21 protein-coding genes are annotated in these 19,728 nt (G+C 38.4%); all 21 read left to right on the top strand.

Going from position 1 to position 19,728, the window contains the following annotated elements:
- The first annotated feature begins 25 nt into the window (after positions 1 to 25).
- The 21 genes from AAA071_RS02465 (at position 26) to AAA071_RS02365 (ending at position 19,723) form a co-directional block, all read left to right on the top strand.
- A complete protein-coding gene (locus AAA071_RS02465) occupies positions 26 to 1,036 on the top strand; it encodes a GspE/PulE family protein (protein WP_004697265.1) in 1,011 nt (336 codons plus the stop codon).
- The gene (locus AAA071_RS02460; protein WP_128113878.1) at positions 1,020 to 2,039 is read left to right on the top strand and encodes a type IV pilus twitching motility protein PilT; all 1,020 of its coding nucleotides are present in this window, start codon (positions 1,020 to 1,022) and stop codon (positions 2,037 to 2,039) included. The genes AAA071_RS02465 and AAA071_RS02460 overlap by 17 nt, the downstream gene beginning before the upstream one ends.
- An 8-nt stretch (positions 2,040 to 2,047) precedes the next feature.
- A complete protein-coding gene (locus tag AAA071_RS02455) occupies positions 2,048 to 3,223 on the top strand; it encodes a type II secretion system F family protein (protein ID WP_287508979.1) in 1,176 nt (391 codons plus the stop codon).
- A gap of 36 nt (positions 3,224 to 3,259) precedes the next feature.
- Entirely contained in the window at positions 3,260 to 3,706 is a 447-nt protein-coding gene (locus AAA071_RS02450; protein ID WP_004697182.1) for a competence type IV pilus major pilin ComGC, read from the top strand.
- Between the two features lie 53 nt (positions 3,707 to 3,759).
- Positions 3,760 to 4,302 (top strand): prepilin peptidase, encoded by a 543-nt coding sequence (locus tag AAA071_RS02445; protein ID WP_287508980.1) that lies wholly within the window; start codon positions 3,760 to 3,762, stop codon positions 4,300 to 4,302.
- Positions 4,281 to 4,742, top strand: a complete 462-nt coding sequence (locus AAA071_RS02440; RefSeq protein ID WP_024061885.1) for a hypothetical protein — start codon at positions 4,281 to 4,283, stop codon at positions 4,740 to 4,742. Before AAA071_RS02445 ends, AAA071_RS02440 begins: the two co-directional genes overlap by 22 nt.
- A gap of 7 nt (positions 4,743 to 4,749) precedes the next feature.
- On the top strand, positions 4,750 to 5,106 hold the full coding sequence (locus AAA071_RS02435; RefSeq protein ID WP_120054854.1) for a hypothetical protein: 357 nt from the start codon (positions 4,750 to 4,752) through the stop codon (positions 5,104 to 5,106).
- A complete protein-coding gene (locus AAA071_RS02430; RefSeq protein WP_120054853.1) occupies positions 5,103 to 5,747 on the top strand; it encodes a hypothetical protein in 645 nt (214 codons plus the stop codon). The genes AAA071_RS02435 and AAA071_RS02430 overlap by 4 nt, the downstream gene beginning before the upstream one ends.
- On the top strand, positions 5,728 to 6,138 hold the full coding sequence (locus AAA071_RS02425; protein WP_349234016.1) for a hypothetical protein: 411 nt from the start codon (positions 5,728 to 5,730) through the stop codon (positions 6,136 to 6,138). Before AAA071_RS02430 ends, AAA071_RS02425 begins: the two co-directional genes overlap by 20 nt.
- A gap of 9 nt (positions 6,139 to 6,147) precedes the next feature.
- Positions 6,148 to 7,002, top strand: a complete 855-nt coding sequence (locus tag AAA071_RS02420) for a hypothetical protein (RefSeq protein ID WP_004696134.1) — start codon at positions 6,148 to 6,150, stop codon at positions 7,000 to 7,002.
- A gap of 322 nt (positions 7,003 to 7,324) precedes the next feature.
- Positions 7,325 to 7,582, top strand: coding sequence for a hypothetical protein (locus AAA071_RS02415; RefSeq protein WP_349234015.1), 258 nt, complete (start codon positions 7,325 to 7,327; stop codon positions 7,580 to 7,582).
- Complete coding sequence (locus AAA071_RS02410; protein WP_042986426.1) at positions 7,572 to 7,979, top strand: hypothetical protein; 408 nt, start codon at positions 7,572 to 7,574, stop codon at positions 7,977 to 7,979. Before AAA071_RS02415 ends, AAA071_RS02410 begins: the two co-directional genes overlap by 11 nt.
- Positions 7,980 to 8,098: 119 nt before the next feature.
- A complete protein-coding gene (locus AAA071_RS02405) occupies positions 8,099 to 8,941 on the top strand; it encodes a shikimate kinase (RefSeq protein ID WP_302131579.1) in 843 nt (280 codons plus the stop codon).
- Positions 8,913 to 9,827 carry an ATP-dependent 6-phosphofructokinase gene (locus tag AAA071_RS02400; RefSeq protein WP_021148252.1) on the top strand — a complete coding sequence of 305 codons (915 nt, stop codon included), beginning with the start codon at positions 8,913 to 8,915 and terminating at the stop codon, positions 9,825 to 9,827. Before AAA071_RS02405 ends, AAA071_RS02400 begins: the two co-directional genes overlap by 29 nt.
- Positions 9,828 to 9,986: 159 nt before the next feature.
- Positions 9,987 to 11,069, top strand: coding sequence for an efflux RND transporter periplasmic adaptor subunit (locus tag AAA071_RS02395; protein WP_021148251.1), 1,083 nt, complete (start codon positions 9,987 to 9,989; stop codon positions 11,067 to 11,069).
- A 12-nt stretch (positions 11,070 to 11,081) separates the two neighbouring features.
- The gene (locus tag AAA071_RS02390) at positions 11,082 to 11,804 is read left to right on the top strand and encodes an ABC transporter ATP-binding protein (protein WP_004696122.1); all 723 of its coding nucleotides are present in this window, start codon (positions 11,082 to 11,084) and stop codon (positions 11,802 to 11,804) included.
- Positions 11,797 to 13,008: an ABC transporter permease gene (locus tag AAA071_RS02385; RefSeq protein WP_316581500.1), complete on the top strand. Its 1,212-nt coding sequence runs from the start codon at positions 11,797 to 11,799 to the stop codon at positions 13,006 to 13,008. The genes AAA071_RS02390 and AAA071_RS02385 overlap by 8 nt, the downstream gene beginning before the upstream one ends.
- 225 nt (positions 13,009 to 13,233) lie before the next feature.
- Complete coding sequence (locus AAA071_RS02380; protein ID WP_004696117.1) at positions 13,234 to 13,698, top strand: PaaI family thioesterase; 465 nt, start codon at positions 13,234 to 13,236, stop codon at positions 13,696 to 13,698.
- 36 nt (positions 13,699 to 13,734) lie between these two features.
- Entirely contained in the window at positions 13,735 to 14,757 is a 1,023-nt protein-coding gene (gene pheS, locus AAA071_RS02375; RefSeq protein WP_012864477.1) for a phenylalanine--tRNA ligase subunit alpha, read from the top strand.
- A gap of 9 nt (positions 14,758 to 14,766) precedes the next feature.
- Positions 14,767 to 17,211, top strand: a complete 2,445-nt coding sequence (gene pheT / locus AAA071_RS02370; RefSeq protein ID WP_316581499.1) for a phenylalanine--tRNA ligase subunit beta — start codon at positions 14,767 to 14,769, stop codon at positions 17,209 to 17,211.
- A gap of 88 nt (positions 17,212 to 17,299) precedes the next feature.
- A complete protein-coding gene (locus AAA071_RS02365) occupies positions 17,300 to 19,723 on the top strand; it encodes a U32 family peptidase (protein WP_302131582.1) in 2,424 nt (807 codons plus the stop codon).
- The last annotated feature ends 5 nt before the right edge of the window (positions 19,724 to 19,728 follow it).

Here is a 19,728-nt window from a genome sequence, read left to right as displayed (position 1 = left end):
ATACCGCAAGGTATTGGAGGTGACCATGTATGTAGACGTAACATTAGACGATATTATCTTGTATGCCTTAGAACACCATGTAAGTGATATCCACTTTGATCCCGTTGAAAGTGGTGCTCATGTTCGGTTGCGACAAGATGGACTGCTGCAACATTACATGACTGTATCATTTGAAGAAGCTGAACTCATTATCAACCGTATTAAGGTTTGTAGCTCTCTAGATATTAGCGAGAAGCGTTTACCACAAGATGGGCGTTGGTCTTGGAGTCATAAAAATAAGTCTGTAACGATGCGTGTATCTACATTGCCTAGCCTATACGGAGAAACCTTAGTATGTCGCCTTATGGGAAATGAAGGGAGTCATAAAGACTTAAAAGAATTAGGCATGCAGCCGGATATCTTTGAGCACATTGAACAATTATTAAAACGTCCTTATGGATTATTACTTATCTGTGGACCTACAGGCAGTGGTAAGACAGCTACTTTATATGCCATGCTTCGCATGTTAAATTTAGACGAAACTAAGCTTATCTGTCTTGAAGATCCTGTAGAAGCTGAAATCAAAGGGGCTATACAAATTGGTATTAATGAAAAGATTGGATTTACCTTTGCCAAAGGTCTTCGCTCTGTATTACGGCAAGATCCAGATACGATTATGATTGGTGAAATTAGGGATAAGGAGACCGCAGAGTTAGCCGTTAAGTCTGCTTTAACGGGGCATCGCGTATTATCTACTATACATACCAATACAGCTATAGGCGTTGTAACGCGACTCATGGATATGGGCGTAGAGCCGTACTTAATACGGGCTACTTTAATGGGGGCTATTGCACAACGGCTAGTGCGAAAATTTGATGGTACATCATATCAGGGACGGACTGCTCTATTTGAATACTTAGAAATACCAGCTAATTCGGCTCATTGGGACGAATTGGAAACACATTTATTATTGTCATTAGAAGAGTCTGCTCGTAAGGCCGTATCTCAGCATGTTACATCTATAGAGGAGGTGCATCGTTGTGGACTCATGCTGTAAACGTGAAAGTTTAGAAACTATTGTAGAAAATGCAATACAACTATCATCAACAGATATTCATCTACAATGTGGTCAGCCTATCTATTTGCGACATGGTGATGGATTAAAGGCTACTTCATTTATGTGTACTACAGAATTAATCGAGGATATATTGCGCCGTTGCGGTATAGCATCCTATGAATGGCAGTCTCTTGATGAGGCTTGTTCCTGTTGTGGTGTGCGTATCCGCGTTCATTTATATCGAGCTAATCAGACAATATGTGGTACATTGCGATTACTTTGTCATCAGCAACTTAAGTTAGATGATAATAGTGAAGGTCAGTTATTACAAAAACTATGCGAAGCACATGATGGTCTGTTGCTTGTTTGTGGCCCTACAGGTAGTGGTAAAAGTTTTACCTTAGCTTGTTGTATTGATTATATAAATCAGACTATGGAGCGCCACATTATTACCTTAGAAGACCCTGTCGAATTTGAGTTTGTACCTAAAAAGTCTTTAATACATCAACGACAATTAGGTGCTGATATTAATACTATGTCAGATGGTATTCGAGATGCTTTACGAGAGGATCCGGATGTCATTATGGTAGGCGAACTTCGAGATCGTGAAACCCTTGAAGCGGCACTTCATGCGGCAGAGACTGGTCACCTTGTAATGGCGACTATGCATACACAGCGTGCAGTGATGGCGGTTCACCGCATGATTTCTCTATTTCCTGGGGAGCAACAAGAAGAGATACGCAATCAAATATCTCAAGTGTTACGGGCCGTTATATGTCAGCGTTTACTTCGATGGAATAAAAAGTTCATTACTATTCGTGATATTTTGCTAAATACCCATGCAGTAGCAAATTTGATACGGACCCGTAAGGAACCACAAATCATATCTATTCAAGAAACGCAACTACCGATGAAAACATTAGAAATGGCTGTGCGAGATGTAAAGGCACAATATGGAGCCCAACAACAATTGCATACCTTGCTTGATCAACAATTATCGTAGGTGAATATATGGAGGCTTATGAATATGTCGTAAAAAATAATCAAAATGAAACCGAAAAAGGTTTGATGTGGGGGGATTCAGAACAAGAAATTGCAATACGGTTAAAACGAGATGGTTATAGAATTTATAGAATATCGTTGCAGGATGAAAGAAAGAAACATAAATGGAATCATACTATGGTGGTAGATGTGACTTATCAATTAGGTCTACTCATTGAATCTGGTGTTCCATTACGGCGAGCCTTACAGTTGCTCTGCCAGGGGAAACGAGGACTACTCTATACAGCTTTATATGAATCTATAGAGCGTGGTCAGACTTTATCACAGGCTTTACGAAGTGAAGGATGTCCTCCTATTGCTTTGGCTTTACTAGAAAGTGGTGAAGCAGCGGGCACTTTGGGTGAGAGTTTACAATATATATCCCGCCACTATGATTGGGAGAGGCAGCTGAAACAAAAGGTTATGAGTGCTATTTCTTACCCTTTATTTCTTCTTTTAATGATGAATATATTTTTTCTAGTTACCATTTTGTTTATTATTCCTTCGTTTGAAAAGGTATTTACCACTATGCATATTACATTACCTTTGATGACGCGAGCTCTTTTTGCATTAGGACAAGGGTTAAAATCGCATCCTCTAATGGTAATAGCTATACATTGTGTTGTAATAGGTTCCTTAGCATTTGCTTATAAACAGCATAGTATAAAGTGTAAAGTACATCGTTGGCTTTGGCTGTTGGCTCACCGATACCAATGGAGTACTTGTGTGTATTATACAAGTATGTTAAAAGTTTGGGCTCTCTTACTAGATTCTGGTATTTCTATCATTCAAACCATGAATATCACTCGCCCTTTGTGGGGGAATATATATGGTGTTGAATGTAGTAAACAAGTGGAAGCAAGATTATTATCAGGACACTCACTGGAAGAAAGTTTACGTAGTGGCCAGATAGGAAATGCTTTTATATGGCAAATGGTTTCCATTGGAGAAGAGAGTGGCGAATTAGTAAAAATGTTAAACCACTGTGGCTACTACTATGAATCTATACTTTCAAAATATATTGCTCGTTTAGAACGATTATTGGAACCGATTTTACTAACCATAATGGGAATCGGTGTAGCCGTATTAGTTGTATCTGTTATGTATCCCTTATTTACGTCCATTGCCAACTTAGGAGGGCAATAGACAATGTTATTACTTAACTATTAAAAGGAGAATATTATGAAGTCTGTTATGCATATGATTCATGGAGTGAATCATCGATTAGAAATGTGCGGTCAATGGGTCGTAGATCGATTACATATTTCTCGTGTTCGAGAAGGGTTTAAAAAATCGAGAAAAGGCGGATTTACTCTCGTTGAATTAATGGTTGTAGTAGCGGTTATCGCTATATTAGCGGCTATTGCGATGCCACAATTCTTATCTGCAGCGGATAAAGCTAGAAATGCTAAAGAAACAGCAGATATTCAAATTATTAAAAATGCTACTCAGTTATATATGATTGATAAGAATGTCGATACACCTCCAACAGTAGAAAATCTATATAAGGAAGGATATCTTACTGAACATGTTAAGACTGCAAAAGGAAAAGAATACACTATTACTTATGAAGTTGTCAGTGGTGGGACTTCAAAATCTGTTGTTGTTAAAGCACCTAATGAGCCTTAATTAACTTGTATAGATTATGAATTATATACGTTAGTTATATGAAAGGACAAGGTATGAAAGGGACTAATTATGTAATAGGACTTTTTGTATATATAGCATCTATATTGTTACCTATTATAGTTTCATCAAAAGCAATATCTTATACTCACATTGCTTTGTATGCTGTGTTTTCACTCATCATCATAGCAGGTGCTACCATCGATATGTATTACTATATATTGCCTGATGAAGGGGCATTAGTTCTTGTAATAGGTGGCATTATATATAGCTATATAAATGATCAATCTATGTTAGTAACCTTATTAAGTGTTATCAGCGTAGGTGCTATTACATATGGACTTCGTTTGATTAGCCATAAAGGCTTTGGCATAGGCGATATTAAATGGTTTTCTGCTATTGCAATATGGCTCACTCCATGGGAAATTATATGTTTCTTTTACGTAACTTTTTGTGTTGGTTCTCTCTATCTCTTACTCGCCGGTTATCGTAATCGATATATCCCATTTGGTCCCTTTCTATGCTTTGGCGGATGGTGTGCCTTACATGGTGGTTCCTATATGGAGGTGCTTTATCAATGGTTAAGGTGCAACTTATAAATCGTCAAAGTGGATCTTTATTGGCGGAATGGATTATTACTATTGGTTTAATCTTATTGCTCATTTCTATTGCCTTACCTATTGTGACAACACCTAGTCGTTATACTTTAAATGGTGCTACGCAAGAGGTGGCGTATATGCTCAAGAAAGTTCAACTGTGGTCTATGTTAGGGCATAAATCTAATGGTAAAGGGAGAATGCTTTTTATTTTAAATAAGGACAGTTATACCTTAGAGGAAGATGTTAATCATCATACGGTAAACATATCATTACCGCAAAATATTGAGAATGAACGGTCTATGACAATTATTTCTTTTTCAGCCTTGGGCTTACCCTATGATGGGACAGAAATTATTTTGAAAGATCGTGAAAGTGGTGAGAAAAATCGTATATGGATATCTGTACAAACGGGGCGAATTAGATGGGAAGAAGTGCACTGAAGGATTTATGTATGGTGACGCTTTAATATCAGCCGCTATAATCATGTTCATTTTACCGGTTGTATTATCTATTTTTTGGATGGCTACTCTTACGGTATATAGGGCGTATTATTGGGATCATATATTGCAAGATACCATAACGTATTTAGAAGTGGCTAAAGCTTCTTATTATAAGAATGGAGCAATAGAAACTGGTGTATATAATTCTCAATTTACAATGAGTCCCAGTGAAAAAATTACCTATAAAATACATATAAAGCCTGTAGTGATAGAAGGTGTATCTTTACAACGATTAACAGTAGATGCCATCGACAATCAATCTGTTGTCTATTCTCTATCAGTTGATTTGGAGGGGATACATTGAAGGGCGAGGATATAGAAACGGTAATTGGGAAGAATAAAGAATACAAGCAGAATCCCATAACAGATAGAAATAAAAATAGAAATGATATGGGTTTTATTTTGTATTCTACGCTTATTAGTATGATGATTTCTATCATAGTCCTTACCTTATTGTTAGGTATCGTATTCTATGCAGTTATGTGGGATGCTAAATTACTTGATAGTGTAGCTATGATGGAGGATGGTCGATATACACGGCGTATGGTTGTGGCTCATATGATATGGAATCCTGTGAAGGTTACTGTAGAAGATCGTAATACAAGTTTATATATTCACGATACAAAGCGCACAACCTTAACTGTACAACGTCATGCATTATACAGAAAATTAACGGATGGTAGCTTGCAACCTGTCAGTGGTAGTCGAATTGTAGGAACTACAGATAAAAGAAATGTGGGCTATACCCAAGAATACCCTTTTAGTGTAGATACTAATGGGACCGTGTATTTACGTTGGTATATTAATAATCGTTTTGTTAATGATAGAAAATACACAAGTGGTTATGGAGGATTATCCATATATGAGGTCTCTATTGGACAGAGTACTATTTATGATTGGTATACAAGTAAAGAGGAGACAGGTTATGAACGTAGGAGCCCATAACGCGGGCTTTATTACATATATAGCGATACTTACAATGTCCTTTTTATTATTATTATTAGCTTTTATGGGGCTGCGTATAGGACAAATATGTGAAAGTAATGTGGTAGACGAATTGCATTTGGAAGAGGCTCATTATGCGGCACAGAAAGGTGTTCATTGGTTTGTGGGCTATTGTAAATTAGGAAATGTATGGGACTTTCAAAATAAATTAGTTGTGATAGATGATGAAAATGTAGAGATTACTATTGAAGCAGACCAATCAACAGATAATCCGCGACATATTATGAGTTATGGAAAATTGAAAAATAGTGAAATCGTGAGTCGTGTACATATGTATGTGACCGTAGATAAAGAAAAACATATGCATGTTATAAAGGTAAAACCTTATTGAGGTGATTCTATGAAACGAAAAAAGAGAATACATTCTGGAGTATGTATAACTGATGAACATATTGTATGTGTTACCGCTCATATAGAAAATAAAACAATGGTCATTACTGATGCGTTAGAAATGAAGCGTACAGGACCTATTGATGAAGACGTTACAAAATTTATAGAAACGTATGATTTAGATGAAGGGGCTTATAGTATTGTTGCTAATATTGATACACAAATGCATGTAGCACCTTATGATCCTCATGATTTTGATATGAAGGAGTTTATAAAGTGGAATATAGAGGACTACTTTAGTTTTGAGGGGGATAGTTTCCAAATGGATGCTTGTCGCCGGGAATATCCACGACACAATTATCATATGTTTATGGTGGCTGTAGATCGGCATTCACTAGAGCTTTTGAAGCAAGGTATACGAGATACTTATGCACCCGTTGATGTTATTGATTTTTGGCCCATTCCTATTTGTTATTGCTTGATGCGGCGCAGCGGTACTGTAACAGGTGTTGTGGAAGAAGGCGCCATGCATTTATGGCTTTGGTGGAATGATATATGCATTCAAGAGTGTATTGTACCTATTACTAGTAGCGATGTAGCTGAAGCTATGGATAAGTTAGAAGTGAGATTACAAGACTTTGGTATAGATGAGATACAGGGAATTCGGATGTATGGGTTAGAATCTATAACAAATGAAGAACGGACAGATATGGAAGGTATAATTTCCATGTATGGAGAAACTGAATATATTCCATTATTATTTTTAGGTCGTGGTCGTAATCGTTGCAAGCAAGGACAATTAGATTGGGACATGGCTATCGGTATGGCAGCAAGGGGGCTTAAATGGATTGGATTGGGCTGGTAAGGACAGATGTATTAATTTAATGCCTCGCTCGTTACGATGGCATAGTTTATGGCATACCTATCGATACCTTCTTTATGGGATAAGTCTTATATACATTATAGTAGGGCTTGTTACTATATATAGTTGTTGGTCAAGCTATCGTAGCTATGAAAATCGAAAGATAGACTTTGTGCGATTGCAAGCAAATGCTCAGTATCAAGAAATACATCAACAATATGGTGAATTAATGGAAATAAGAAATAAAATAATAAAGAATAAAATCCTTAAGAATCAAACAGATATATTACCCAATACAATGGTCCTTTATATTCTTGATGCCGCTATGTCAGAACATATTAGTCTACAGCATCTTAGCATTAAGGATGGGCGTATCAGTATAGATGGTATAGGTACGAGTGACGAAATGTGTCGTAAATTTATTGCTATTCTCCAACAAAAATTACTAGGGATGGAGTGTCATGGAACAGTTAAAGCAGATAAAGGTGGTTATACATTCCATATGGACGGATCTAAAAGAGAGCACAACGTATCAGGTCGAGAGAATATTAACGGGCCTAGTGTTGTGGGGGATGCTCATTAGCCTTTCTATGTATGGGCATATTTATTTTGAAGACAAAAATAATAGCTTAAAAAATCAACAAGATAATTATAATATACAAATGAATGCTGAGTCAGATTATATAGTGTCTAATGAAGCAAAACTATTAGAATCTTTTACACGGAACAAGACATCTAATACGAGTTCTAATACAAATATTTTTGATTCCTTGCAAGGAGAACCATTAATGATTGTCAGTACTGATGAGCATGAAGGTATACTAGAATTAACAGTATTAGGTAGTACAGAGCGTATGATTAACTGGATAAATACTGTTGAAGAAAAGGATCCTTCACGCCGTATAGAAATAGAAGATATAGAACGTAAAGGTAATGTAGTTTATGTGCATTGTGCAATTAAATCGATTATAAAACCTTAATGAAAATCGGGTGTACTGTATAGAGACAGATTATAGATTTTATGTCTATAGTCTGTCTTTGTTTTTGGACCATTTTATAGTACAATGAAGGATATGTAATGATAAGGGGCACATAATAGATGATAATAAAACGGAATATTATGCTCATCGGTTCTATGGGAAGTGGCAAAAGTCACTTTGGACGGAACCTTGCAGAACGCAAGGGTTGGCAATTTGTAGATACCGATCGCGTATTAGAAAGTCGTTTTGGGTTGCCCATTGCTGAGATTTTTAAAAAGATAGGAGAAAAAGCATTCCGCCGCGCCGAAATGGATGTACTAAAAAAGGTTTGCTTATACCATGAAGCAGTGATTTCTGTGGGTGGGAATTTTCCTATTGAACATCGCACCTTAAAGGTATTAAAAAAATATTCCTATATTATTGGTATCCGAGCTGCACAATTCCGTATTGTCAGTCGTGTGAATCGCCGTGTTGGGAAACGGCCTACCATGGACTATAGTAATGTGAATGCCTTTGTACATGCTATGATACAATCGTGGAAGCCCGTGTATAAGCAGTGCGATTTTGTACTAGATACAACAAATGGCCGGACCTATGATTTTATACAGCGTATTGAGGATGAATTAGATGCCTCAGATGTGCAATTTAAAGCAAGACGTCAACCCAATGATACAAACGATGTAGATGCTAAAGAAGCATCTGAAGATATACAATTTAATAATCAACAAAGTAGGAAAAAAGAGATTTCTGAAGCAGTATCAAAAAGAGCAATGTCTAATAAAATTCGTTATGATAAGAGGTATAAACAAAAGACTTCTAATCAAACGAATAAAAAAGGTAAAGCACATAGTATATCCAAACAACGTACACCACAAGGGGGTAATGGATATGAGAAGAATCGCAATATTAACAAGCGGCGGAGACGCACCAGGAATGAACGCCGCCATAAGAGCGCTAACTAGAAAAGCTATACATGAAGGTTTTGAAGTATTTGGTATTGAACGTGGCTATTTAGGTATCATTGAGGAAAAGATATTTCCCTTATCGAATCGAGATGTTGGTGGCATCATAACACAAGGTGGTACGATGCTGAAAACGGCTCGTTTTCCAGAATTTCAAAATGAAGAAATTCAACGCAAAGCTTATGATATTTTGAAAGCTTATGACATCGACCATCTAGTCGTTATCGGTGGTGATGGCTCCATGCGTGGTGCTGCAAGTTTATCTAAACTTGGTATGTCTACTATGACCATTCCATGTACGATTGATAATGACATGGGTGGCACACAATATACGATAGGCTATGATACGGCTCTTAATACGGTAGTTGATGCGGTTGGGCGTATTCGTGATACATCAAACTCCCATGAACGTGTAGCTATTGTGGAGGTTATGGGGCGCAAAGCTGGACATATTGCATTAAAGGCAGGCCTAGCTTGTGGGGCAGAAATAGTTTTGGTTCCTGAAAATCCCATGCCTTTACATGCGGTTTGTCGTCATTTAAAGGAAACACAAATTCGGGGTAAAGAATATAGTGTTATTCTCGTTGCAGAAGGTGCCTATAACAGCGGTGAGGTGAAAGCTTTTATCAAGGAGCATACAGAATTTGATCCTAGCCTAACTGTGTTAGGCTACTTACAACGTGGCGGTGGTCCATCGGCATTTGATGCTATTTTAGCGGCTCGCATGAGTGAAGTCTGTATTAATTTATTGATGAGTGGTGTCGCTAACCGATTAGTAGGTTATATAGATGGTCATATCCGTGCGCTATCTTATGAAGAGGCAGAACGTCTTGAATTTCCAATCGATGAGAAGGATTATAGATTATTGTCAATATTGAGTAGTTAATGGCCCGTAAGGGCCATTTTTTATATATCATAATTTATTCATTAATGAAATTATATTGCGTAAAAGCAATTGGTGCTGTATAATTTAAAAATACTATATGTGTTGATATAGAATAAATGTCTTTTTAATATATCTTCATCTTAAAAAAAGGAGATCATAATGAAAGAGTTCTTACAAAAGCATCGTAAACGTATAGTAACAGGTGCTGTTGTTCTTTGTGTTCTTGGTGGCGGCACATATTACTACATGGATAGTCTAAATGCAAATCAAGCACAAACGTTATACACTACTGGCAAGGTTGAAAAGGGTGATGTAAAAACTAGTATCAGTGCCACAGGTACTATTAACCCTGTAAATTATGTAGATGTTTCTACAAATGTTGCTGGTAAACTTGAAAAAGTTTTAGTTAAAGAGAATGATCAAGTTACGGCCGGTCAAGTTATTGCTTATATTGATACACGTCAATTACAAGCATCTGTTGATGATGCTCGTGCGGCGTTAGCCAAAGCAGAACTTGATATGAATCGTTATAAATCCTTGGCGGCTCAAGATGCTATTGCACAACAAACATATGATGATTCTGTAACAACTTATGAACGTGCTAAATCTACTTATGAACGTGCGGCCGCAGATTTAAGTGATGCTACTATTACAGCTCCAATGTCTGGTACTGTTGTTGGTACACCGCTAAAAGCCGGTCAAACTATTAGTACTGGTATTTCCACACAAATGATCATTGCTACCATTGCAGATTTAAAAAATTTAGAGATTTATCTTACTGTAGACGAAACTGATATTGGCAATATTAAACAAGGTGCTAAGGTAGAGTTTACTGTAGATTCTAAGCCAGGTGAAACTTTCACAGGTTACGTTTCTGAAATTGCAAAAGGTACAAAGGGTAATATGGGCACTACAAGTACAAGTGTAGTGTACTATACGGTTAAAGTTCAAATTCCTGAAAATATTTCAGGTAATTTCTTACCATCTATGACAGCTCGTGCCACAATCTTTGGTGAAGATATTAAAAATACATTGGTAGTTCCTCTTACTGCTGTACGTACGGATAAACAAGGTGAGTATGTATATGTAATAAAAGATGGTCAACCAGTACGTACCGCTGTTTCTACAGGTGTAACTGGGGATACTAATGTTCAAATCCTAAAAGGTTTATCTGAAGGTGATGAAATTATCGTAAGCGGTGATGTGAATGCACCAAAGAATAATGTAGCTGGACCATTCTAAGGGTAGGTGCTTATGAACCAAACAGTAATTGACATACAAGGGATTACAAAAACCTATGTGAATGGCAAATTATCAGTACCTGTTCTGCATGGCATTGATTTAGTTGTCAATAAGGGTGAATTTGTATCCATTATGGGGCCATCTGGATCTGGTAAATCAACCTTTATGAATATTCTCGGATGTTTGGACCGACCTACAACTGGTTCTTATCGACTCAATGGAGACGAGGTTGCTACCTTATCTGATGATGAACTTGCGTATGTACGTAACAAACAGATAGGTTTTGTATTTCAAAGCTTTAATTTGTTGACAAAATTGACAGCCCTAGAAAATGTAGCGCTTCCTATGATTTATGCCGGTGTAAATAAAAAGATGCGCATTGAACGGGCCACTCAATTATTACAGTCTGTCGGCTTGGGCGAGCGTATGGACCATTTGCCATCCGAGTTGTCTGGTGGGCAACGTCAACGCGTGGCGATTGCTCGTGCATTGGCAAATAATCCTGCTATTATCATGGCTGATGAACCGACAGGGAATCTTGACTCCAAGTCAACCATTGACGTTATGAACATCTTTCGAGGCCTTCATGATGAAGGCCGTACGATTCTTCTAGTTACACATGAACCGGATATTGCTACGTACGCGAGTCGTAATGTAGTCTTGAAAGATGGGATAATCGTAGAGGATTCGATCAATTCTAATATGACTCCTATAAAGGAGGTGCCTAATGTATAAAGAAAGTTTTCTAATGGCATGGGCTTCCTTGATTGCTAATAAATTGCGCTCCCTCTTGACCATGTTAGGTATCATTATCGGTGTAGCAGCTGTTATTGCCTTGGTATCTATCGGTAATGGGGTGAAGCAAGATATTGAGAATTCTATTTCTAGCTTAGGCTCTAACTTGTTGGTAGTTCTGCCAGGGGCGCCGCGGACGCCAGGTGCTAGATCTTCGCAGGGGTCCATGAAATCGTTGAAAATATCTGACTATGAAGCTATTGCTAAGTTAGAAGGTGTAAAAGCCGCCAGTCCTATGACAAATGGCTCTTATGTGGTGATTTATCAAAATAAAAACTGGACTACATCTGTTGCGGGGGTTAATTCTAACTTTCAGGACGTAAATAATTGGACTATGACATCTGGTCGATTTTTCTCCGATAAAAATGTTCAGAACCGAGAACGTGTAGCGGTTGTGGGACAAACGGTAGTAAAAAATTTGTTTGCTGATGAAGATCCTGTAGGCAAGGAAATCCGTGTTAAAAATATTCCATTCCGTGTCATTGGTGTTCTCAAAAGTAAAGGGAACGGAACCATGGGTAATGACCAAGACGATACGGTGTTAATTCCATATACAACATCAATGGAGCGCGTAGAGGGCATTGACTATCTTCGCAGGGTGTATGTTGTGGCTAAGGATGATGGGGGCATTGACCGTTTGCAGGCAGATATAGAGAATTTGTTGCGTGTTCGTCATAATATTAAAGATACAAATTTGGATGATTTCAATATTCAAAATATGAAATCCATTATGGAAACAGTGGCTCAGACGACGGGAACATTTACGTTATTCCTAGGAGCTGTAGCTGCAATTTCACTCGTTGTAGGTGGCATTGGTATTATGAACATCATGCTTGTATCTGTAACGGAACGGACTCGAGAAATTGGCGTGCGTAAAGCTTTGGGAGCTACGTATAGCGTAATTGTTACACAATTCTTAATAGAAGCCATTGTAATCAGTTTAATGGGGGGCTTTATTGGTATCGCTTTTGGTATAGGCGCCTCAAAAGTAATTGGAATGGTATCTGGAATGAGTACAGTTGTATCTGTTCCAACAATCATAATGTCCTTTGCCTTTTCTATGGCTATTGGTTTGATTTTTGGGATTTACCCAGCCCGTAAAGCGGCTAAGCTCAATCCAATTGATGCATTGCATTACGAATAGTTTTGAGTTTATAAATGTATTTTCTTAAGAACATACTATATAATTAGATAGAGTTATTCGCATATGGTGCGTTGCATGATACAATATGTATGATGTAACGCACCATTTTTATATGTTTGTATTGAATTTTGACATATAACTATAAAGATTTTCATACAGGTAATGTAATAGACTTAGTATTTAGATTAGTTAATCTATGGGTATGTATATAGAATGGAGAACCTTATGGCTACAACATTGTTAGAATATTTCAACGAATTACGAGATCAAAACCCATTTTCTTGGGTGAAAGATTCTGAGATTACAGCAGTGGAACCAGGTCATGCGGAAATGACATTGCAAACAAATGAAACAGATTACTGCAATTTTAGAGGGGATTTGCATGGTGCCGTATGTATTGGCTTAGCAGATAGTGTGATGGGGACTGCTTGTTTTACATTGGGAAAATCTGTTAGCACAATTGATCTTAACGGTAACTATGTGAAAGCTGTTAAAGGCGGTGCTGTATTGCGTGGTGTAGCCAATGTAGAGCACAATGGTAAAACTACTATGGTTGCTACCGCTCGTATTTATAATGAATTAGGTGAACTTGTTCACTTGGCACGGGGTACATTTTTTGTACTAGAAGAGAAGCCATTACCTGATTTACCATGGCGTTTTATTGAAGAAGACAACCCTGATTTGGTATAATATAAGTTAGACTTTTACAAATAGGAGGATGCTTGAATGGAACAAGAATTACAACGTATTAAGGCAGAAGCCCTTGATGCCATCAAAGGCGCTGCTGATCAACAAGCGTTGCAAGATATACGTGTTAAATATTTAGGTAAAAAAGGCGAGGTAACGGCTTTACTAAAAGGTCTTGGTAAATTATCTCCAGAAGAACGTCCGAAGGCTGGCGCCCTTGTTAATGCTGTTCGTGAAGCGTTAGAGGCTGAAATTGATACGGTTAAAGCTCGTATGGAAACTGCAGAGTTAAATGCTCGTTTAGAAAAAGAGCGCATCGATATTACATTACCTGGCCGTGCACAAAAAGCTGGTCATATCCATCCATTAACAAAGGTTAATGAAATGATTGAGGACTTCTTCATGAAAATGGGGTATACCGTTGAAGAAGGTCCAGAAGTAGAACAAGATTACTATAACTTTGAATGCTTAAACTTGCCTAAAGATCATCCTGCACGTGATATGCAAGATTCCTTCTATATTACAGAAAACTTCTTATTACGCACGCATACATCTCCAGTACAAGCTCGTACAATGCAACGTCATGAACCTAATAGCCCAATCCGTATGATTGCGCCTGGTAAGGTTTACCGTTGGGACTATGATGCGACTCATTCCCCTGTATTCCATCAAGTGGAAGGTCTCATCATCGATGAGCATATTACATTTGCTGACTTAAAAGGCACATTAGAGTCCTTCTTACGTCACATGTATGGTGATGACACAAAGGTACGTTTCCGTACAAGCTTCTTCCCATTCACAGAGCCATCTGCAGAGGTAGATATTTCTTGTGTAATGTGTGGTGGTGAAGGTTGCCGTGTATGTTCTCATACAGGTTGGCTTGAAATTTTGGGCTGCGGTATGGTTCATCCCGATGTATTGCGTATTAATGGGTACGATCCTGAAAAGGTTAAAGGCTTCGCCTTTGGCATGGGCGTAGAACGTATTGCTATGCTTTTATATGGCATTAACGATTTACGTCTATTCTTTGAAGATGATGTACGATTCTTGGAACAATTTTAGGAGGAACTCATGAAAGCAAGTTTACAGTGGATGAATGAATACGTGCCTGTGGATATGAATCGTCCTGCACAAGAATTGGCCGATGAATTAACACAAGCTGGTATTCCTGTAGAAGATGTCATTGCTATGGATAATGGCATTAAGAAAATTTATACTGGCAAAATCGTGGAGATTACAAAACATCCAGATGCAGATAAATTACAAGTATGCCAAGTTGAATGCCTTACAGAAGAAGGTGAACCTGTTACAAAACAAATCGTAACGGCTGCTACAAATGTTGCAGTAGGCCAAATCGTGCCTGTAGCATACCATAAATCTCGCTTAGCTGATGGTACAGAGATTAAAAAAGGTAAATTGCGTGGCGTTGTTTCTGAAGGCATGTTCTGTTCCGTTGCAGAATTTGGTATCTCTAGCGACTTAGTATTGCCAGAAGAAGCTCAAGGCATTTACATTTTCCCGGAAAATACACCAATTGGTCTTGATGTAAAAGAGGTTTTAGGCTTAAATGATACAGTATATGAATTTGAATTGACTGCTAACCGAGCAGATTGCTTTTCCATGGTTGGTTTGTCCCGTGAATTTGGAGTCATGACAAATCAAAAAGCTTTATTCCCTGTTATCATGGTTAACGAGAATGGCGAATCCATTGAAGGCAAAGCATCTGTATCTATCGAAGCTGATGATCTTTGTACGCGTTTTACAGCTCGTGTAGTAACTGATGTTAAGGTTGAGCCATCTCCATTGTGGATGCAAAACCGTTTACGTAATAGCGGCATTCGTCCTATTAATAATGTAGTAGACGTAACAAACTACGTTATGTTAGAACTTGGTCAACCTATGCATGCCTATGATTATGATCATGTAAAAGGTCATAAATTAGTGGCGAGACGTGCTAAAAATGGTGAAGTGCTTGTTACACTTGATGGTTCTGAACGCGAATTGAATGACTCCATGCTTATCATTGCTGATGCTGAACGTCCAGTAGGTGTAGCAGGTATCATGGGTGGCTTTGATAGTGAAGTGACAAACGAAACGACCACAGTTATGTTTGAAGCTGCTGTATTTAATGGTCCATCTATTCGCCGTACAGCTAAAGCTCTCGGCATGCGTTCTGAAGCATCTGGACGTTTCGAACGTGGTGTAAATCATAAATACACTGCCTATGCTATCGACAGAGCAGCTCAATTATTACAACAAATCTGTCCTACTTGTAAAGTTGATGTAGGCGTTATCGATGTATATAAAAACCCTGTAGAACAACATACAGTTACTTTTACAGCAGAACAAATCAACGATTACTTGGGTACAAATATTGAAAAAGACGAAATGGTTCGTATTTTGACTGCCCTTGAGTTCGTTGTAACCGAAGAAGGAGACAAATTGTCTGCCCTCGTTCCAACATGGCGTGGCGATGTAACGGTGATGCCTGATATCGCTGAAGAAGTAGCTCGTATTTACAACTACGATAATATTGCGCCTACAATTCCGGTAGCCGTATTATCCTCTGGTGGTATGACACCTAAGAAAGCTCTTACTAAAGAGGTAACTCATGCATTGGCTAAATTGGGTATGACTCAAATCATTACATTTAGCTTCATGCATAAAGATGGTCTTTCCAATATGATGCTTCCTGAAGGGGATAGCCGTTATACAGCCATTCCAATCTTGAACCCTATTTCCGAAGAATTCCCTTATATGCGTACAACATTGGTACCGGCTGTTATTGAAGCAGCAAAACGCAATATTGCGCAACAAAATAAGGATCTTTGGTTATTTGAAACAGCTAATGTATATGAACCAAAAACGTTACCTTTAACAGAAGTACCTCATGAACGCCCTATGGCTTGTGGTATTTTGATGGGGAAGGCAAACCAAGCTGGTTGGAATCAAGCAGAACGTACTACAGATTTCTATGATATAAAGGGTATTGTAGATGCGTTGTTAGCTGAGCTAGGCGTTACAAGCTATGAAATAAATCGTGGCACTGAGCCATACTTTCACCCAGGTGTAAGCGCTCAATACGTAGTTGATGGTAAAATGATTGCTCAATATGGTGAATTACATCCACAAGTGAGCAAAAACTTTGACTTACCTGGCAAAGTATATATGTTTGAAATCGATTTGGAAGCCGTATTATCCTTAACGATTCCACCGTTCCGTTATACATCCTTCAGTAAATTCCCAGGCACTAGCCGTGACCTTGCCATCGTTGCACCTGTGTCCGTATTCAGTGGTGAAATTTTATCTATCATTAAAGAACATGGTGGAGAATATTTAGAAAGTGCATCTATCTTTGATGTTTATGAAGGTGAACATATCGAAGCAGGTTACCGCAGTCTCGCATACAACTTACAATTCCGCTCTATGGAAGGTACGTTGAATGATGAGGATATTGACGGTAATATTCAAGCTATTATTGATGTATTAGCAGAAATTAACTGCAGATTACGTTAATTTTAAGCAGTATATTGAAAGGGTTTACCGTATGGTAAACCCTTTTAGTACTATAGTTATGCCTTTAGTTAGGTAGAAAGGACTGTCCATGGAATTATTGGCTCCTGCCGGTACGATGGAAAACTTTATAGCCGCTTTAGAATCTGGAGCAGATGCCATTTATCTTGGTGGCAAAGGTTTTAATGCCCGAGCTCATGCAGCAAACTTTGGAATTGAGGAATTAACCGAGGCTATTCGCTTGGCCCATATTCTAGATGTGTCTGTATATGTAACGGTAAATATTCTCATAGGTGACTCCGAATTATCTGCTCTTGAGGCATATTTAAAGGACTTAGAGCGCATCGGCGTGGATGCTATCATCGTTCAAGATTTAGCAGTGGCTAAATTGGCGCAGCGAGTGGCTCCTAAATTACACTTACATGGCAGTACACAAATGACTGCAGCTACGCTCGATGCGGTTCGTTTTTATGAAAGTCTCGGTTTTACACGTGTCGTTTTAGCTCGTGAATTAAGCCTCGCTGAAATTGAACATATTTGCAAGAACTGTACAGCTGAAATCGAAGTCTTTGTACACGGTGCGTTGTGCGTATGTTATTCTGGTCAATGCTTAATGAGTTCTTTCATCGGTGGTCGCAGTGGTAACCGTGGTGCTTGTGCACAGCCTTGTCGGTTGCCTTATGAGCTATTGGATTCTTCAGGTACTAGCTTGTTGCCAAAACACGAAGCCTATCTATTAAGTCCAAAGGATCTTAACTATAGTGAATATATGAATGAACTTGTGGCGGCCGGTGTTACGTCCTTTAAGGTAGAAGGGCGTATGAAAAAGGTTTCCTACGTGCGTCAAGTTATTGGAACCTATCGTCATATTTTAGATACGGCTCATATAGATTCTACTGATGCCGATGCATTAGCTTCTGGATTTAATCGTGGATTTTCTACGGATTATTTAACAGACCATGTAGGAAAATCAATGATGACCGTGGTGGCCCCAAATAATCAAGGGAAATTGATTGGCAAAGCTGAGGTCAAAAAGGGTCAAGTTCATTTATTCCTAACAGAACCGATTGAAAAAGGATCACTCTTAAAGGTCATGCAAAGTTCTGGTAGTATTACGTATTATCAAATCGATCAGAACTGGTCTCTAGTGGATGAAAAGCATATTGTAGGTAAACCGGATGAAGGCTTTGCTGCGGGGCAAGTATTCCTTGCATCAGGCCCTAAAGCTAAAAAGCAACGGGGACTACAAGACTTTACCGCTAAATTAGAGGTACATGGTTATTTATCTATTAATACTGAACGAGAAATACCTTATACAGAACTAACCTTTGTATTAAATGATGGTCGTACTGTGACTATATCTAACGAGTTTGAACCTGTTTATGCTAACAATAAACCGACTACATTAGAGAAGGTTAGAGATCAAGTAGGTAGATTAGGGAATACATTATTTACACTAGGCTCTATGTCTATTCCTGATGGACCGTACATGTGGCCCGCTAGTGTTTTAAATGCATTGCGTCGTGATGCTGTAGAGGCGCTAGAAAACTTGTTGATTACAGACCATGAAGCAGCTTGGGCAGAACATGCTGTAGAACCCAAAAATATGTCATCGTTAGTAGCTAAAAGTAAGGTTCAATACACAGAGCTTATGGTGAGTGCTCGCGTTGATGAACTCGATGGTGTAAAAGCAGCGATCGAAGGGGGCGCTAAGAAGATTATCTTCGGTGGTGACCGTTTGCAACGTAAGCCTTATGAAATTAGCATCTACGAGCAGGTAGCCAAACTTTGTAAAGATTATAATGTACTCTGTGTATTTGCTACGCCTCGCGTCGTTAAAGATGATGAGGTAGACGCGTACATGAATACGCTTAAGGCCATAGTTGAGTCTAAACCAGATAGCATTTCTATTCATGTACCACAAGCATTACTGTGGCTTCGCGATTTAGGGTATACAGGTGCTATTGAAGCTGATACAGGTCTCAACATATTTAATAGCTCTGCATTACAAGTATGGGATGACTTCAATTTGAGTAGCATAGCACCATCCTTAGAGTTGACCTTGGCGCAACTAGTAAATTTACAAAAATCTACTCATTTGCCATTAGAGGTAATGGTACACGGTTATACAGAAATGATGATTTCTGAGTATTGTGCCATCGCTAGCTTTGTTGGTACTGGTAAAAAGGAAAATTGTCCTATGCCGTGCGTAATAGAAGATTACGCATTAAAGGACCGCAAAGGGGAAGTGTTCCCACTTCGTACTGATCCATATTGCCGTATGCACATTATGAACAGCCATGAAATAGATATGCGTGCTTACGTGCCTGAGTTACATCGTAAAGGTCTACATATCTTGCGCATCGATGGGCGTCATATGGATCCACATCGATTGCGTAACATTGTAGCAGATTATGTATCCATTCAAAATGGAACAAAAGAGGCTCCGCCTAAGAGTATAGGTAAAGATGATACACCTATTACAAGGGGCCACTATTTTAGAGGTATTTTATAAAAGAG

It is taken from the genome of Veillonella parvula, assembly GCF_040097785.1.
Classification (GTDB): domain Bacteria; phylum Bacillota; class Negativicutes; order Veillonellales; family Veillonellaceae; genus Veillonella; species Veillonella parvula_D.
The sequence above is the reverse complement of the archived record's forward strand: the minus strand, read 5'-3'. Positions and strand labels throughout refer to the sequence as shown.

What these genes read in the sequence shown, in the direction of transcription:
- AAA071_RS02465 (WP_004697265.1), top strand. Translation starts at nt 26, where the DNA reads ATGTATGTAGACGTAACATTAGACGATATTATCTTGTATGCCTTAGAA.
- AAA071_RS02410 (WP_042986426.1), top strand. Translation starts at nt 7,572, where the DNA reads ATGCTCATTAGCCTTTCTATGTATGGGCATATTTATTTTGAAGACAAA.
- AAA071_RS02365 (WP_302131582.1), top strand. Translation starts at nt 17,300, where the DNA reads ATGGAATTATTGGCTCCTGCCGGTACGATGGAAAACTTTATAGCCGCT.
- AAA071_RS02450 (WP_004697182.1), top strand. Translation starts at nt 3,260, where the DNA reads ATGAAGTCTGTTATGCATATGATTCATGGAGTGAATCATCGATTAGAA.
- AAA071_RS02400 (WP_021148252.1), top strand. Translation starts at nt 8,913, where the DNA reads ATGAACGCCGCCATAAGAGCGCTAACTAGAAAAGCTATACATGAAGGT.
- AAA071_RS02425 (WP_349234016.1), top strand. Translation starts at nt 5,728, where the DNA reads ATGAACGTAGGAGCCCATAACGCGGGCTTTATTACATATATAGCGATA.
- AAA071_RS02440 (WP_024061885.1), top strand. Translation starts at nt 4,281, where the DNA reads ATGGTTAAGGTGCAACTTATAAATCGTCAAAGTGGATCTTTATTGGCG.
- AAA071_RS02380 (WP_004696117.1), top strand. Translation starts at nt 13,234, where the DNA reads ATGGCTACAACATTGTTAGAATATTTCAACGAATTACGAGATCAAAAC.
- AAA071_RS02435 (WP_120054854.1), top strand. Translation starts at nt 4,750, where the DNA reads ATGTATGGTGACGCTTTAATATCAGCCGCTATAATCATGTTCATTTTA.
- AAA071_RS02420 (WP_004696134.1), top strand. Translation starts at nt 6,148, where the DNA reads ATGAAACGAAAAAAGAGAATACATTCTGGAGTATGTATAACTGATGAA.
- pheS (WP_012864477.1), top strand. Translation starts at nt 13,735, where the DNA reads ATGGAACAAGAATTACAACGTATTAAGGCAGAAGCCCTTGATGCCATC.
- AAA071_RS02445 (WP_287508980.1), top strand. Translation starts at nt 3,760, where the DNA reads ATGAAAGGGACTAATTATGTAATAGGACTTTTTGTATATATAGCATCT.
- AAA071_RS02455 (WP_287508979.1), top strand. Translation starts at nt 2,048, where the DNA reads ATGGAGGCTTATGAATATGTCGTAAAAAATAATCAAAATGAAACCGAA.
- pheT (WP_316581499.1), top strand. Translation starts at nt 14,767, where the DNA reads ATGAAAGCAAGTTTACAGTGGATGAATGAATACGTGCCTGTGGATATG.
- AAA071_RS02390 (WP_004696122.1), top strand. Translation starts at nt 11,082, where the DNA reads ATGAACCAAACAGTAATTGACATACAAGGGATTACAAAAACCTATGTG.
- AAA071_RS02405 (WP_302131579.1), top strand. Translation starts at nt 8,099, where the DNA reads ATGATAATAAAACGGAATATTATGCTCATCGGTTCTATGGGAAGTGGC.
- AAA071_RS02385 (WP_316581500.1), top strand. Translation starts at nt 11,797, where the DNA reads ATGTATAAAGAAAGTTTTCTAATGGCATGGGCTTCCTTGATTGCTAAT.
- AAA071_RS02395 (WP_021148251.1), top strand. Translation starts at nt 9,987, where the DNA reads ATGAAAGAGTTCTTACAAAAGCATCGTAAACGTATAGTAACAGGTGCT.
- AAA071_RS02415 (WP_349234015.1), top strand. Translation starts at nt 7,325, where the DNA reads ATGTCAGAACATATTAGTCTACAGCATCTTAGCATTAAGGATGGGCGT.